This is a genomic window from Streptomyces malachitofuscus (assembly GCF_055571035.1).
In genome coordinates this window covers 163,545-178,442 of record NZ_JBVIGA010000003.1, presented here as the reverse complement: position 1 = coordinate 178,442, position 14,898 = coordinate 163,545, and the positions used below count along the sequence as shown (strand labels likewise).

General features: G+C 74.0%; 13 protein-coding genes. 8 read left to right on the top strand and 5 right to left on the bottom strand.

Translation table 11 applies throughout. From position 1 onward, the window contains the following. Window positions 1–221 precede the first annotated feature (221 nt). From rsgA to ACZ44S_RS05550, 3 genes are all read left to right on the top strand, one after another. Window positions 222–1,322 (top strand): ribosome small subunit-dependent GTPase A, encoded by a 1,101-nt coding sequence (gene rsgA, locus ACZ44S_RS05560; RefSeq protein ID WP_466924746.1) that lies wholly within the window; start codon window positions 222–224, stop codon window positions 1,320–1,322. Window positions 1,323–1,387: 65 nt separating this feature from the next. Further along, window positions 1,388–2,776, top strand: a complete 1,389-nt coding sequence (locus ACZ44S_RS05555; protein ID WP_466925182.1) for a DNA-3-methyladenine glycosylase 2 family protein — start codon at window positions 1,388–1,390, stop codon at window positions 2,774–2,776. 8 nt (window positions 2,777–2,784) lie between these two features. Next, complete coding sequence (locus ACZ44S_RS05550; protein ID WP_466925179.1) at window positions 2,785–3,279, top strand: methylated-DNA--[protein]-cysteine S-methyltransferase; 495 nt, start codon at window positions 2,785–2,787, stop codon at window positions 3,277–3,279. Between the two features lie 25 nt (window positions 3,280–3,304). Here ACZ44S_RS05550 and ACZ44S_RS05545 read toward each other — a convergent pair whose 3' ends face one another. Next, on the bottom strand, window positions 3,305–3,787 hold the full coding sequence (locus tag ACZ44S_RS05545; RefSeq protein ID WP_466924743.1) for a DUF456 domain-containing protein: 483 nt from the start codon (window positions 3,785–3,787) through the stop codon (window positions 3,305–3,307). A 171-nt stretch (window positions 3,788–3,958) separates the two neighbouring features. Here ACZ44S_RS05545 and ACZ44S_RS05540 point away from each other — a divergent pair, with 171 nt between their 5' ends. Beyond that, window positions 3,959–5,680, top strand: coding sequence for a protein phosphatase 2C domain-containing protein (locus ACZ44S_RS05540; RefSeq protein WP_466924741.1), 1,722 nt, complete (start codon window positions 3,959–3,961; stop codon window positions 5,678–5,680). A 66-nt stretch (window positions 5,681–5,746) separates the two neighbouring features. Beyond that, window positions 5,747–7,492: a pyruvate dehydrogenase gene (locus ACZ44S_RS05535; protein ID WP_466924738.1), complete on the top strand. Its 1,746-nt coding sequence runs from the start codon at window positions 5,747–5,749 to the stop codon at window positions 7,490–7,492. A 6-nt stretch (window positions 7,493–7,498) separates the two neighbouring features. Here the strand turns inward: ACZ44S_RS05535 and ACZ44S_RS05530 are convergent, their stop codons facing one another. Continuing rightward, on the bottom strand, window positions 7,499–9,208 hold the full coding sequence (locus ACZ44S_RS05530; protein ID WP_466924735.1) for a helix-turn-helix domain-containing protein: 1,710 nt from the start codon (window positions 9,206–9,208) through the stop codon (window positions 7,499–7,501). A 201-nt stretch (window positions 9,209–9,409) separates the two neighbouring features. Between ACZ44S_RS05530 and ACZ44S_RS05525 the strand changes: the two genes are divergently transcribed. Then, complete coding sequence (locus ACZ44S_RS05525; protein WP_466924732.1) at window positions 9,410–10,030, top strand: hypothetical protein; 621 nt, start codon at window positions 9,410–9,412, stop codon at window positions 10,028–10,030. 212 nt (window positions 10,031–10,242) lie between these two features. Continuing rightward, window positions 10,243–10,644 (top strand): ATP-binding protein, encoded by a 402-nt coding sequence (locus ACZ44S_RS05520; RefSeq protein ID WP_466924729.1) that lies wholly within the window; start codon window positions 10,243–10,245, stop codon window positions 10,642–10,644. Window positions 10,645–10,716: 72 nt separating this feature from the next. On the opposite strand, the gene ACZ44S_RS05515 is transcribed toward ACZ44S_RS05520, so the two are convergent. Together ACZ44S_RS05515 and ACZ44S_RS05510 are read right to left on the bottom strand one after the other, a co-directional pair. Beyond that, the gene (locus ACZ44S_RS05515) at window positions 10,717–11,763 is read right to left on the bottom strand and encodes a DUF2637 domain-containing protein (protein ID WP_466924727.1); all 1,047 of its coding nucleotides are present in this window, start codon (window positions 11,761–11,763) and stop codon (window positions 10,717–10,719) included. A gap of 303 nt (window positions 11,764–12,066) precedes the next feature. After that, the gene (locus tag ACZ44S_RS05510) at window positions 12,067–12,930 is read right to left on the bottom strand and encodes a (2Fe-2S)-binding protein (protein ID WP_466924725.1); all 864 of its coding nucleotides are present in this window, start codon (window positions 12,928–12,930) and stop codon (window positions 12,067–12,069) included. 166 nt (window positions 12,931–13,096) lie between these two features. Between ACZ44S_RS05510 and ACZ44S_RS05505 the strand changes: the two genes are divergently transcribed. Beyond that, the gene (locus tag ACZ44S_RS05505; protein ID WP_466924722.1) at window positions 13,097–13,921 is read left to right on the top strand and encodes a GntR family transcriptional regulator; all 825 of its coding nucleotides are present in this window, start codon (window positions 13,097–13,099) and stop codon (window positions 13,919–13,921) included. A 158-nt stretch (window positions 13,922–14,079) separates the two neighbouring features. Here ACZ44S_RS05505 and ACZ44S_RS05500 read toward each other — a convergent pair whose 3' ends face one another. Beyond that, window positions 14,080–14,841 carry a hypothetical protein gene (locus ACZ44S_RS05500; RefSeq protein ID WP_466925177.1) on the bottom strand — a complete coding sequence of 254 codons (762 nt, stop codon included), beginning with the start codon at window positions 14,839–14,841 and terminating at the stop codon, window positions 14,080–14,082. Window positions 14,842–14,898 lie beyond the last annotated feature (57 nt).

Sequence of the window (14,898 nt, the reverse complement as noted above, 5' to 3'; positions counted from 1 at the left end):
GTGCCGCGGCGTTCGGCGACCTGGTCGCCGGCCGTCGATGGTGCCGATTCGAGCGTGAAGCGGGAGGTGTTGACCGATGGCTGTCGTTGCACTGGGCGCTGCCCGCATTCAGGAATCCGTCACATTCACCTCCGTGGCCACCGGCTGACCTCACCCTTTTCCCGTCCGTACGTCTCCGTGTACGCGCGGCCGCCGGGGCCACCCGCCCGAAGGGTCCTCCCTTGAGCTCCCCCTCTCCTTCCTCCGCTTCCTCCGCGCTCGCCCCGTACGGCTGGGACGACGCCTGGGCGGAAGCGTTCGCCCCCTACGACACCGAAGGGCTGCTGCCCGGGCGCGTGGTCCGCGTCGACCGCGGCCAGTGCGACGTCGTCACCGCCGGCGGGCTCCTGCGCGCCGACACCGCCTTCGTCACCCCGCACGACCCCCTGCGGGTCGTGTGCACGGGCGACTGGGTCGCCGTCGAACCCGGCGGGAACCCCCGCTACGTCCGCGCGTATCTGCCGCGCCGCACCGCGTTCGTGCGCTCCACCTCCTCCAAGCGGTCCGAGGGGCAGATCCTCGCCGCCAACGTCGACCACGCCGTGGTCGCCGTCTCGCTCGCCGTCGAACTCGACCTGGCCCGAATCGAGCGCTTCCTGGCGCTCGCCTGGGAGTCCGGGGCCCAGCCCGTGGTCGTGCTCACCAAGGCCGACCTCGTGCCGGACGCGGTCACCCGCGCGCACCTCGTCCAGGACGTGGAGACCAGCGCCCCGGGCGTGCCGGTGCTCACGGTCAGCGCGAGGGACGGGGACGGACTCGACGTGCTCTCCGCCATCACGGCGGGCGGCACGTCGGTGCTCCTCGGGCAGTCCGGCGCCGGAAAGTCCACCCTGGCCAACGCGCTCCTCGGCGAGGACGTGATGGACGTCCGGGCCACCCGGGACGTCGACGGCAAGGGACGCCACACCACCACCACCCGCAACCTGCTGGCGCTGCCCGGCGGGGGAGTCCTCATCGACACACCGGGACTGCGGGGCGTCGGCCTGTGGGACGCCGGAACCGGCGTCGGGCAGGTGTTCGCCGAGATCGAGGAGCTGGCCGAGGGCTGCCGCTTCCACGACTGCGCCCACGAGAGCGAGCCGGGCTGCGCGGTCCTCGAAGCCATCGAGACCGGGGAGCTGCCGCAGCGCCGCCTGGACAGCTACCGCAAGCTGCTCCGGGAGAACCAGTACATCGTCGCCAAGACCGACGCGCGGCTCCGCGCGGAGATCCGCAAGGACTGGAAGCGCAAGGGCGCGATCGGCAAGGCGGCGATGGAGGCCAAGCGGGGCCGGTTGCGCTAGCCCACACCGCGATGTCCGATTTCCGCCAGCCGGGGCCTCCCGGGTGGCGGAGACTGGGCGGTGTGATGGACGAGGACAGCAGGTACGAGGCGGTGCGCAGCCGGGACGCCCGGTTCGACGGGGCGTTCTTCTTCGCCGTGGAGACGACCGGCATCTACTGCCGGCCGAGCTGCCCCGCCGTCACGCCGAAGCGGCACAACGTGCGCTTCTTCGCGACCGCCGCCGCCGCGCAGGGCTCCGGGTTCCGGGCCTGCCGGCGGTGCCGCCCGGACGCCGTGCCCGGCTCCGCCGAGTGGAACGTGCGGGCCGACGTGGTGGGCCGGGCCATGCGGCTGATCGCCGACGGCGTCGTCGACCGCGAGGGCGTCGCCGGACTCGCCGCACGGCTCGGCTACAGCGCCCGCCAGGTGCAGCGACAGCTCACCGGCGAGCTCGGCGCGGGGCCCGTCGCACTCGCCCGGGCCCAGCGGGCACACGCCGCGCGCGTTCTCCTGCAGACCACCGGGCTGCCCGTCACGGAGATCGCCTTCGCCTCCGGATTCGCCAGCGTGCGCCAGTTCAACGACACCGTGCGGTCCGTGTACGCCACCACCCCCAGCGGGCTGCGCGCGTCCGCGCCCCGCGCCGGCCGGACCGCCGCACGGACCGCCACACCGTCCGCCGGGATCCCCCTGCGGCTCGCCCACCGCGGCCCCTACCAGGCGGGATACGTCTTCGACCTGCTGGAACGCGAGGCGGTACCGGGCGTCGAGGAGGTGAGCGGCGCCCCCGGCGACCGTGTCTACCGCCGCACCCTGCGGCTGCCCTACGGCACCGGCATCGCCGCCGTGGGTGAACGCCCGCACCCCGGAACGGGCGCCCACCCCGGAGGCTGGCTCGACGCACGCGTCCACCTCACCGACCCCCGCGATCTGACCACCGCCGTACAGCGGCTGCGGCGGCTGTTCGACCTGGACGCCGACCCGTACGCCGTCGACGCCCGCCTCGGTGCCGACACCCGGCTCGCCCCCCTGGTCGCCGCGCGGCCCGGGCTGCGCTCACCGGGGGCCGCCGATCCGGACGAACTGGCGGTGCGCGCGCTCACCGGCCGCGACGAGGCGGCCGCCCTGGTCCTGCGCTACGGCAAGCGGCTCGACGCCCCCTGCGGCGCCCTCACCCACCTGTTCCCCGAACCCGGTGTCCTCGCCGGGGCCGAGCCCGACGGCCCTCTGGGCGCGCTCACCGCCGCCCTCGCCGACGGCACGGTACGCCTCGGCCCCGGTGCCGACCGCGACGAAGCCCGGGACGCCCTCGCCGCCGTCCCCGGCCTGGACACGCGAACGATCGCCGCGATCCGCACCCGCGCCCTCGGTGACCCCGACGTGGCCCCGCCCGGCCGGGACACCCCCGACAGCTGGCGCCCCTGGCGCTCGTACGCCCTGAACCACCTGCGCGCCGCAGGGGAGTTGGAGTAATCATGACGATGACGACCACGACGTACTGGACGCGTGTGGACAGCCCCGTCGGACCGCTGCTGCTCACCGCCGCCCCGACCGGCGAGCTGACCTCGCTCTCCGTGCCGGGTCAGAAGGGCGGCCGCACCGTGCGGGACGACTGGCGGCACGATCCCGGGCCGTTCCGCGAGGCCGAGCGGCAGCTCGCCGCGTACTTCGCCGGCGAGCTCCAGGAGTTCCGGCTGGCCCTGCGCGCCGTCGGCACACCGTTCCGGGAGAAGGTGTGGGCCGCCCTCGACGACGTCCCGTACGGGACGACCGTCTCCTACGGCGAGATCGCGGCCCGGATCGGCGTCTCCCGGCCCGCCGTACGGGCCGTCGGCGGCGCGATCGGCGCGAACCCGCTGCTCGTCGTCCGCCCCTGCCACCGGGTGATCGGCTCCGACGGCTCGCTGACCGGGTATGCGGGAGGACTGGAGCGGAAGGTGCGGCTGCTGACCCACGAGGGCGCACTGCGGCCCTGAGGACTGCGGCCCCCCGCACGGGAGCTCAGCCCCAGAACACCGCACCCAGCCACGCCGCCGTGATCAGCTGGCAGGTGAACAGCTCCGTCAGCACGCTCCAGCCCCACGAGCGCATCGCCGTCCGCGTCGCCGCGGCCGCCTCCCTGCGGCGGCCCAGCCGGAGCCGTTCGTAGAGGTAGAGACCGCCGAGGAAGCCCGGGACCGCGCCGACCACGGGCAGCAGCACGAAACCGAGGAGCGAGCCCCCGCCCGCGTACCCCAGCATGCGCGCGTCGGCGCCGTCCATCCGCAGCCGGCGGGGCGGCAGGGCCCAGCGCACCACCTGGGACAGCAACAGCACCACGGTCGCCCCCACGCACACCCACCACGCGACGGGCTGGGGATCCTTCAGCGCCCACCACAGGACCCCGGCCCACACCAGCCACGACCCGGGCACCCCAGGCAGCAGCACTCCGCACAGGCCGAGCAGGAGCACCAGTCCGGCGAGCAGGAGGTCCCACGCTCCCATCTGTCCAGGGTGCCGGAGGCCCGGCCACGGCGCAGAACGGAACGACCGCTTCGTCCCCCGTCGCACAGCCGTCCCGCGGTTCACCCGGGAGGCCGTCCCGGGTGCGCCGCCTGGCGGGGATTTTCCGGATGCCCCGTTTTCAACCGGCCCGTGCGGGCGACAATTGGGGGCATGAGTCAGCAGGGGGGAAGGCCCACCGGTCCTGAGGACGACTGGTGGGGGCAGCTGTACGACGACGCCGCCGGTGACACGGGCCCCGCACCGGCGCCCGATTCCCTGGACGACCGTTTCGCCTCGGCGTCCGGGACGCTGAACACCGGGCCGGTTCCGGCGCCCACGACGAGGATCCCCGCACCCCGCGCCACGCCCGCCCCGCCCTCCCGCGCCCCCTGGGAACCTCCGCCCGCCGCACCACCGGGCCCGGTGACCTTCCCGCCGGGAGCCCACCGGCCTTCCGGGCCGCAGCCCACCGAGGATCCGGACGGGAGCGGCCGGCCGGGCTCGCCCTCGTCCCGGGAGGGCACGGACCGGAGCGGCCGGCAAACTCCCGCCCCGTCCCGGGAGGGTGGAGACGGGAGGGGGTGGCGGGACTCTTCCCCGTCACGCGAGGACGCGGACCCGAGCGGTCCGCGGGATTCCTCCCCGTCCCGGGACGACGGAGACCGCAGCGGCCGGCAGGGTCCGCCCGCGTCCCGCGGAGAGGCGGACCGAAGTCAGCCGCAGGATCCGCGTCGGAGGCGGGCGGGCCGGGACCGGGCCACCCCGCAGGAAACCTCGTCGGCGCCCTTGCCGCCCATGACCTTCGGGACCTGGACGCCGTTCCCGGACTCGGCGCCTGCGCCGCCCGCCACCCCGGAACCAGAGGACGCACCGCCCCCCGCCGGCCCCCGCCCCTCCCGCCTGGATCCGCCCCCGCCCCTGCCCCCGCCTTCCCGCGGCCACGTCGGTTCCCGGCCCCCCACCTACGACGCCGAACCCACCGCCCTGCCCGCCGCCGACCCCGACGCGCTGGACGACCTGGCGCCGGACACCGTGCTCGACGGCGCCCGGTACGGGGCCTGCACCCTGCGGGCCGCGTCCGTGCGCGGCGACTCCGCGCGGTACCGGGGAGAGCCACGCCGCGACGCCCTGCTCACCGCGCGGTTCGGGACGGGCGAGCGGGCGCTGCTCCTCGTCGCGCTGGCGACCGGCACCCGGACCGCGCCCAGGGCGCATCTGGCCGCCGCCGAGGCCTGCCGCTGGATCGGCAGTGCCGTGGGGCGCAGCCACGACCGCCTCGTCGACGACATAAGGGCCGCCCGGCGCGGAGACCTCAAATCGGGCCTGCACCGCCTCACCGACCGCAGCCTCGGCCGGCTCCGCGCCGGCGCGGCCGAACAGGGCCTCGAACCCGACGACTACGCGGCCACCCTGCGCTGCCTCCTCCTGCCCGCCGACCCGGACTGCCGCACCCGGGTCTTCTTCGGCGTCGGCCCCGGCGGTCTGTTCCGGCTGCGGGACGGCGAGTGGCAGGACATCGAACCGGAGGTCGCCGACGTGAAGGGCGAACCCGTGCTCGGCTTCGGCTCGCCGCCCTCCGAGACCCCCGACGGCGACCGCCTCACCATGGACCTCGGCATCCCCACACCCCCGAGCCCGTACGAGCCCGCCCCCGCACCCCCTCGCGAGCCCTTCCGCTTCCGTACCTCCGTAGCCCGCCCGGGTGACACCCTGCTGATGTGCGGCACCGGTCTCGCCGACCCGCTGCGCGGTGAGGAGGAACTCCGCGCCCACCTGGCCGACCGGTGGTCCCGCCCCGAACCGCCCGGCCTCGCCGCGTTCCTGGCCGACACCCAGGTACGGGTGAAGGGGTACGCGGACGACCGCACGGCCGTCGCCGTTTGGGAGGCGTGAGCGCTCCCGGTGTGAATTCATGGAACCCGTCAGGCATCTTCGACATCGGAGGGGCAGACGGAACCCATGGCCAAACAGAACATCGCGGAACAGTTCGTCGACATCCTCACCCGCGCGGGAGTCAAACGCCTCTACGGCGTGGTCGGCGACAGCCTCAACCCGGTCGTCGACGCCGTGCGCCGCAATGCCGCCATCGACTGGATCCACGTCCGGCACGAGGAGACCGCCGCGTTCGCGGCCGGCGCCGAGGCGCAGGTCACCGGCCGGCTCGCCGCCTGCGCCGGCTCGTGCGGGCCGGGCAACCTGCACCTCATCAACGGCCTCTACGACGCCCACCGCTCCATGGCCCCGGTCCTCGCCCTCGCCTCGCACATCCCGTCCAGCGAGATCGGTCTCGGCTACTTCCAGGAGACCCATCCCGACCAGCTGTTCCGTGAGTGCAGCCACTACAGCGAGCTGATCTCCAGCCCCCGGCAGATGCCCCGGCTGCTGGACACCGCCATCCAGCACGCGGTCGGCCGTTCCGGGGTCAGCGTCGTCTCCCTCCCCGGCGACCTCGCCGACGAACCCGCACCGGACCAGGCCCCCGAGACCGCCCTCGTCACCTCCCGGCCCACGGTCCGCCCCGGCGACGCGGAGATCGACCGCCTCGTCGACATGATCGACCGGGCCGAGAAGGTCACGCTGTTCTGCGGCGCCGGCACCAAGGGCGCGCACGCCGAGGTCATGGAGTTCGCCGGGAAGATCAAGGCCCCGGTCGGGCACGCCCTGCGCGGCAAGGAATGGATCCAGTACGACAATCCGTACGATGTCGGCATGAGCGGACTGCTCGGCTACGGCGCCGCCTACGAGGCCACGCACGAGTGCGATCTGCTGATCCTGCTCGGCACCGACTTCCCGTACAACGCCTTTCTCCCCGACGACGACGTGAAGATCGTCCAGGTCGATGTGCGGCCCGAGATCCTCGGGCGGCGCTCCAAGCTGGACCTCGCGGTGTGGGGCGATGTGAAGGAGACGCTGCGCTGTCTGACGCCCCGGGTCCGCACCAAGGACAACCGGAAATTCCTCGACCGGATGCTCAAGAAGCACGCCGACGCGCTCGAAGGCGTGGTGAAGGCGTACACACGGAAGGTGGAGAAGCATGTGCCGATCCACCCCGAGTACGTGGCGTCCGTCCTGGACGAGATGGCCGACGACGACGCGGTGTTCACCGTCGACACCGGCATGTGCAACGTCTGGGCGGCGCGTTACATCACGCCCAACGGCCGCCGCCGGGTGATCGGTTCCTTCTCCCACGGCTCGATGGCCAACGCGCTGCCGATGGCGATCGGGGCGCAGTTCACCGACCGGGGCCGGCAAGTCGTGTCGATGGCCGGCGACGGCGGATTCACCATGCTGATGGGCGACTTCCTCACCCTCGTGCAGTACGACCTGCCGGTGAAGGTCGTCCTGTTCAACAACTCCTCGCTCAGCATGGTCGAGTTGGAGATGCTGGTCGCCGGTCTGCCCTCGCACGGCACCGCCCTGAAGAACCCCGACTTCGCCGAGGTCGCCCGCGCCTGCGGCGCCTACGGGGTGCGCGTGGAGAAGCCGAAGGAACTGGCCGGGGCGCTGAAATCGGCGTTCCGGCACAAGGGCCCGGCCCTCGTCGACGTCGTCACCGACCCCAACGCGCTCTCCATCCCGCCGAAGATCAGCAAGGAGATGGTGACCGGGTTCGCGCTGTCCGCGTCCAAGGTCGTGCTGGACGGCGGCGTGGGCCGGATGCTGCAGATGGCCCGCTCCAACCTCCGCAACGTGCCACGGCCTTAGACGCCGTCACCGCTCGCGCGGGCGCCACTCGCGTGCGGACGTGTCGTACTCGTAACGGGGCCGGTCCGCGATGCCGCTGGTGCGGAACGGGCGGCCGTGGTCGTCGACGCGGACCGTGCCGGTGCGGCCCTGAGAGGACCAGTCCAGCTCGAGGTACCAGCGGCAGTCGCAGTCGCGGGTCCGGGCGGTGACGATCAGCACTTCCGGGTCGGTCGCGGAGACGGTGTACGGCAGCTTCACGGCGGGGATCGGCGTACCGGCGTCGTTCCCGGCGACGGCCCGGGCGATGGGGCGGTCCTTGTCCAGGTCCACGTCGAAGTAGCGCGGGGTGAGCGCGCCGCCGCAGCCCTGGTCCATGGCGTAGCCGTTTCCCGGGGCGGGCGCGGTACGGCCGGTCACCCGGACCCGGAGCGCGGTCAGGACGACGGCCGTGCCGGACGTCCCCTGGACCGAGAGCTCCACCATCGTCTCGCCCCCGTGCACGGCCGACTGCGCCTCCGCCCACGTCCGGGCGTCCTGCGGGGCGGGCGGCGGCGGCACCTGCTTGGGCGGGCGGGCGACGACGTAGTCGTGACCGCACCCGTCCGCCCAGACATGCGAGTCGGCGGACCAGGTGAGCGGCGGGGCCGCGGCCGGCGCCTTCGACCCGGGCGGCTCAATGCCGCGCGGTGTCTCCGGGGCCCCCGGGCGCGCCTTCGGCGACGGGGTGCCACCGGTTCCGGCGCCGGTGCCCGCAGTGGAGGGTGTCGGTGAGGGGGTGCGGCTGTGCGGCGTCGCGGCGGGTCCGGTCGTCGCGGACCCGCCCGGTGGCGGCGCGCCGGGCGCCTCGCTCCCGGCGGACGGCCGCCGGTCGTCGGGCAGCGCGGACAGACTCCCCACGGTCGCGAGCAACGCACACGCGGCGGCCACGGCCACGGCGACCCGCTTGCGCCGCCGATACCAGGGCCGCCGGTCCCCGTCCCCGGGCGGCAAGGGCCCGCTCACCTCGCCGCCCTCGACCACGCGCCCGGCGCCGGCCCCGACGGCCTCGGAACGCCGGGACCGCCCGCCGACGGCCGAACGCCGTAAATCCGGGGCAACGGCGCCACCCTCCGCGGCCGGCTCACCGGACCCGGACTCGGTGCCGGGTCCGGAGTCCGCACCGGATGCGGCTGCCGCACCGGATCGGGTGCCCGTGCCGGGTGCGGCGTCCGCGGTGGGCGCGGGGGCCGTGCTGGAGGAGGTGTCGGTGCCGGGCGTGGGGCCGGTTGCGGGCCGGGTGGGCGGGATGTGCGTGCCGGGTGTGGCTTCCGCGCCCGGCCCGGTGTCCGTGGCCGGTGCGGAGACCTTGTCGGGGGCCGCGTCCGTTGTTGACGTGGGGTCAGAGGGGGGCGGTGTCTTCGGCCGGGAGGCGGAAGCCGTTCCGTGGGGGCGTTGGCGGGCGTCCGCCGCGCGGAGCCAGCGGTGGTGGAGCTCGAGGCGTTCCGCGCGGGACGCGCCGCAGAGGGCGGCGAACCGTTCCACCGGGGCGAAGTCGACGGGGACCGCCTCGCCGGCGCAGTAGCGGTGCAGCGTCGAGGTGTTCATGTTCAGGCGGCGGGCCAGCGAGCCGTAACTGCGGTCCGTGCGTTCCTTCAGCTCCCGCAGCAGCGCCGCGAACTCAGCCACGTCGTCCTGTGCCGACACCGACACGTCACCCCGCACTCGCTCCGACCCGGACGGGCCCCGGGACGGCATCCCAGGCACCCCATGTATCTGCACGTCGGACGGGCTGGGATGGTTCCATGCCGGTGAATCCGGCGACGACGCTTGCGCCCGTCCCCCGAGGCGGCCGATGCTCTTGGCACGCACCGCCCCGACGGCCGCCGGACGGACCATCCCGGTCGTCACGGCGTACCGCTCCGCCATTCCATCACGCACACCTCACGGGGGACACCCATGCCCATGCGTACCCGGGCCGCCGCGCTCGCCACGCTCACCGTCGCCGCCCTCGCGGCAGGCGCCGCGCTCACCGCACCGGCCGGTGCCGCCGTGCGGAAGAGCGCCCCGCCCAGGTTCCTCTCCGCCTCCGAGCTGCCCCCGCACCCGTCGTCGGACTGGACGGCCGGCCCGGTCACGGACGGATTCCCGGAGCAGCTCGCCCACTGCCTGGGCGAGGGCGTACCGGCCTACGACTACCGGCACCGCCTCTTCCACACCGACCTGGACACCGGCGCCGTACAGGTCACCGTCGTCACCGGCTCCGCCGCCAAGGGCAAGGCGCTGGCCGCCCTGCTCGACAGGAAGATCCGTTCCTGCGCCGACCGGCTCGAGCAGGCGTACCCGGACATCGAGGCCGAGGGCCGGTACTACGGCACGCTGCCGGTCGAGGAGGGCGCCACGGTGCGCGGGCTGCACACGGAGACCTCCTACGGCGCCACGGACATCCACCTGCTGTCCGTGGGACGGGACGGCAGGACGGTGACCGTCGTCGACTGGGGACAGATGGGCGACTTCGACGACGCCCCGGTCGGCGCCTTCAAGAAGACGACGAAGAAGGCCGTCAACAAGCTCTACTGAGCCACGGTCCACCACGACCACCACGAAAGCCGGGGTCGTCCTCTCGCCACGGGGGTCGGGAGGACGGCCCCGCCCGCATGCGTGGCGTGTGCACTTCGGCCAACTACCGGTTGTGACGATGCGACATGACTGGCGTGCGAGCGACGGGGAAATGAATCCCGTGTACGTGTTCGAGCGCAGGGGGAATCGACATCTGTACGCGGGCGGGGGCCATGAAGAGTCAGGCTTCGGCGGATCGGCTGAGGCGCACACTGGGGCGGGCGGATCTGAGAGCGGTGCGCGAGTCCCGCAGGGCGGTGCGCGAGCTGCTCACGCACTGGGGAACTCCGGAGCGGTCCGCGGTCGCGGAACTGCTCACCAGTGAACTCGTCACCAACGCGCTCGTGCACACCGACCACGAGGCGGTGCTGACGGCCACGGTCGGGCCGCGCCGACTGCGGGTGGAGGTACGGGACTTCGTGTCCCGCGAGCCCCGGCCGCGCCGGCCGCGTACCGACGACGGGACGCACGGAAGGGGCCTGGTGCTGGTCGAGTACCTCGCGGACGAGTGGGGCGTCAGCACCCACGAGGTGGGCAAGTCCGTCTGGTTCGAACTCGGCGCCGACGCCGCCTGACGCACGGCCGCACCGCACGGTTCGGCGGGCGCGGCCCGTGCGGACCGCACCCTCGTCGTCCGTCGATCGGTGTCAGCCGAACTGCTGCTCGAGGTCCTTGAGTTTGCGCTCCAGGGAGTCCAGGCGGGGCAGGGCCTGGGTGTCGTCCTCGGCGGTGAGGTCGACGGTCACCGCGTCAGAGCCGCCGGTGCGAGCCGGCTGCAGGGAGGGACGCGCGCGGACGGGCAGGGCCTCCGGCGCCGATATGGCAGGCTCCGCGGAGACCAGCTCGGAGTCGCGCTCCACGGTTGCCGTCTCCAGCTCGCGCCCGCCGCCCCGGCCCACGAAACCCCGGTGGCCGCGGCTGATCGCCTTCAGTCGGGCCCGTTCCACCCGCTGCTGGTCGCGGCGGCGCTGCTTGGCCTCGTCCTTGCGGATCTTGTCCTCGCGCACTTCCTCGACCGCCTCGTCGAGGCTGCGCACACCCTCGAGCAGCATCAGCGACCAGGCACGGTAGGTCTCCCGGGGGGCGCGCAGCCAGCGCACGATACGGATCTGGGGGAGCGGACGCGGGACCAGCCCCTGCTCGCGCAGGGCGGCACGGCGGGTCTGCTTCAGCGCGCGGTCGAACAGCACCGCCGCGGACAGGGACATGCCCGCGAAGAAGTGCGGGGCACCCGCGTGCCCGACGCCCCGGGGAGCGTGGACCCAGTTGAACCAGGCCGCGGCGAAGGCGAACGTCCACACGAGTATCCGCGAGCCGAGGGCCGCGTCACCGTGGCTGGCCTCGCGCACGGCGAGCACCGAGCAGAACATCGCCGCGCCGTCCAGGCCGAAGGGAACGAGGTACTGCCAGCCGCCGGTGAGGCCGAGGTTCTGTTCGCCGAAGCCGACGAGGCCGTGGAAGGAGAGCGCCGCGGCGACCGCCGCACAGCAGAACAGCAGAACGTAGGAGACGGTGCCGTAGATGGCCTCCTTGCGCCGGCGGCGCTCCTCGCTGCGCTCCCACGAGTCGTCCGCGCTCGTGTCCTTGACCGAGGAGCGCTTCCCGCGCGCCAGCACCGCCACCGCCGCCAGCATGCCCAGGAGCAGCACGGCGCCCGGAAGCAGCCAGTTCAGCGATATGTCGGTCAGTCTCATCTAGGGGTCCCTTGCATTGGGATAGGGCGTAACGCCCGTCATAGTGGCCCAATCCCGGCTGCCCTCAGGGGGTTTCGGGGCAAGAGGCCGCCAAGGAAGTGCGAGGGGGGTGTCCGGGCGACGTTCTGCTCGAACTGCCGCATGAGGGGCGGGAGTTGAGTTCGAATAAGACTACCCGTACGAGTGGTTCCGCGGATAGTTCCCGCGACAGGTGAGGAAATTGTGAATCAGCTGTGACCTCTGCGGCGTACCGACCGCATGATCCTACGGCTCCGAAGGGGGTGCCCGGCGTCCGACGTGACGTCAACTCGCCTGTGCGGCAACGGTGGTGGCCCGTCCGGCGGTCGCCGCGTCCTTGGCGCAGGTGCGCGGGCAGGTGGCGCAGATGTCCGCGGGGCGCAGGGTGTAGAACATGCAGCAGCTCACCCGCTCCCGGGTCGCGCGCTCCTGCTCCCCGCCGGGCCCGGCCGGCCGGCGGAACGCCGCCGCGCCGACGTACGGCTTGGTCGCCCCCGGCAGCAGCAGCTCCAGCTCGCGCATCGCCCGCTCCTCCTCGCCGAGCAGCTGGGCGACGTACCACAGGCTCTCGACGATCTCGTCGGTCGCCATGCCCCACAGGGCGCGGCCGCGGCGCCGCATCCGGGGGCCGAAACCGGCCAGCACGGGTTCGAGGTGCTGGGCCACCGCCGCGCGCACCTCCGCCCGCAGCGCCTCCTCGTCGGGCACCACCCGGGCGCCGGGGAGTGCGGCGGCCGGGTCGTCGGGCAGACAGGCGAAGCCTTCCGGCCGTACGGCCATGCGGCCCACGGCGAGACCGGGGGCGGTGCGGTCGAACGAGACATGCGTCACGGGATAGCGCGGCACCCGGCGGTGCAGGAACCAGGGCACGGTGATCAGCAGGCAGGCGGGCCAGGCGTAGCGGTGCAGGCCGAAGCCGGCAAGCACATCCGGGCGGGCCTGCTGACCGTAGTCCCGCAGCACCTGGGTGTCGTCCCAGGCCAGAAACGCGTCCAGGCCGGTCCCGGCGTCCGCGAGCTCCGACGCGGCGACCCAACCGCCGCCCCGGGGCGCCTCCTCGCCGGCGCCGAGTTCGGTGACGGCCAGCGCGGGGAAGGCCTCCGCCAGGCGGGCGTACGCGTCCGCGACGGCCGAACCGGGCACAGGCATGGGACCACCCCTTCACGTCTCGTGGAGCCGGGCAATAAAGGTAAGGCTCACCTTACCGAAGATCGCCGAGATGTGAACTGGTGTCCGGTGCGCCTATGGTGCTTGACGTACAGGTGGCAACCCGCCGTAATGACCCCAAGTACCGACACGTCCGCAGGAGGACCTTGTGAAGCAGGGCACGCAGGGCTCCGCCGTGACACGTGAGGCGGCCGCCGCCGCTCAGGCCGGGCCCGGCCGCTACCGGGTGCCCGCCCAGCCGACGGGCCCGGGCGACGGGGCGCGCGGCCGGGCCGGTGCGGCCGAGGGCGACGCCGTGCGCGGCGAGCACACGCACGGCGAACCCGCCGTACCGGCTCCCCGGACCGGCGTCCAGCGGTCCTCCGTGCGCGGGCAGGTCCTCGCCGCCCTGCGCACCGCGCTGGTGACGGGCGACCTGCGGCCCGGCGAGGTGTACTCCGCACCCGTGCTCGGGGAGCGGTTCGGCGTCTCCGCGACGCCCGTCCGCGAGGCCATGCAGCAGCTCGCCGTCGAGGGCGCGGTCGAGGTCGTGCCCAACCGGGGGTTCCGGGTCGTCGAGCGGGGTGCGCGGGAGCTGGCCGAGCTCGCCGAGGTGCGGGCGCTGATCGAGGTCCCGGTGATGCTGCGGCTGGCGCGCACGGTGCCGGCCGAGCGGTGGGCCGAACTGCGTCCGCTCGCCGAGGCGACGGTCCGTGCCGCGTCCTCCGGGTGCCGGGCGACGTACGCGGAGTCCGATCGCGCGTTCCACAGGGCGGTGCTCGCCCTCGGCGGGAACGAGCAACTGGTCGGGATCGCGGAGGAACTGCACCGGCGGGCCCAGTGGCCGCTGGTCGGCGGTGCGGCCGGGGGGCGGGGGCGGGCGGAGCTGATCGCTGACGCGCATGAGCACACCGCGCTGCTGGACGCGTTGATCGCGGGGGATTCGGACGTGGTGCGGGCGTTGGTGTCGGAGCATTTCAACGGGGCGGGGTGAGAGGGGGGCGTTGTTCCGGCCTTTGCGCCCCGCCGCCCCGTCCCTCCCCCACGCTCGGCTTCGCTCGAGCGGGAGGTGCCCCCATCGTCCCCGGGGGCTGTGCCCCCGGACCCCCCTTTCGGCCCTTCGGGCCTCGTCCTCGAGCGCCGGAGGGGCTGTCAGGCCGTTGCTGCGTCCGGTGGGGAGAGCTGGTCCGCCAGCCAGGTGGGGACTCCGCCCAGGAGGCGGAACAGGCGGCGGGCCTCCTCGCGGAGGCGGGAGGCCTCGGGGCCGGTCTCCGTCTCCGCCAGGGAGACCAGGGCCGGAGCCGTGCCGACCAGGTAGCCCAACTCCTCCCTGATGCGCAGTGATTCGGCGAAGCCGTGCCGGGCCTCCGTCAACTCCCCGTCCCGCAGGGCCAGTCCGGCGAGGTGGCGCCATGTGCCGGACAGCAGCAGCGGATCGGCGTGCGCGGTGGCGCCCGCGTGGGCGCGGCGGTAGGCCGCCCGGGCCGCCTGCGGCGACCGGGTGAGGTTCTCCGCGATCAGCCCGCGCCGGAAGTCCAGCAGCGCCCGGCCCGCCGCCCCCGGAGCGATCAGCGCCGCCGCCCGGCCGAGCGCGGCCCGCGCCTCGTCCGCCCGGTCGCGCACCCGGAACAGGGTGGCCGCATAGGCCAAGTACCCGCGTTCACAAGCGGCCGCCCCCCGCTCCTCGTCACTGTGCGCCATCGCCTCGGCCGTACGCAGCGCGTCCTCGGCCTCCTCCCACCCCGCCTCGGTGTAGACACACCGCTCCACCAGTAGCGACGCCCGCTGCATCGCCGCGTCCGGGGTGTTGGGGGCGAGCAGCGCCGCGGCGTCGGCCCAGCAGGCGCGGGAGCGCAGTCGCCACACCGCCGTCTGGAGGGGATCGTCATCGGCGGTCGTTCCGTCACCGGACATGGCGGTATGCGCCACGTTGCCCTCCCCGAGCACGCCATCGAGCTGTTGAGTGGTGGC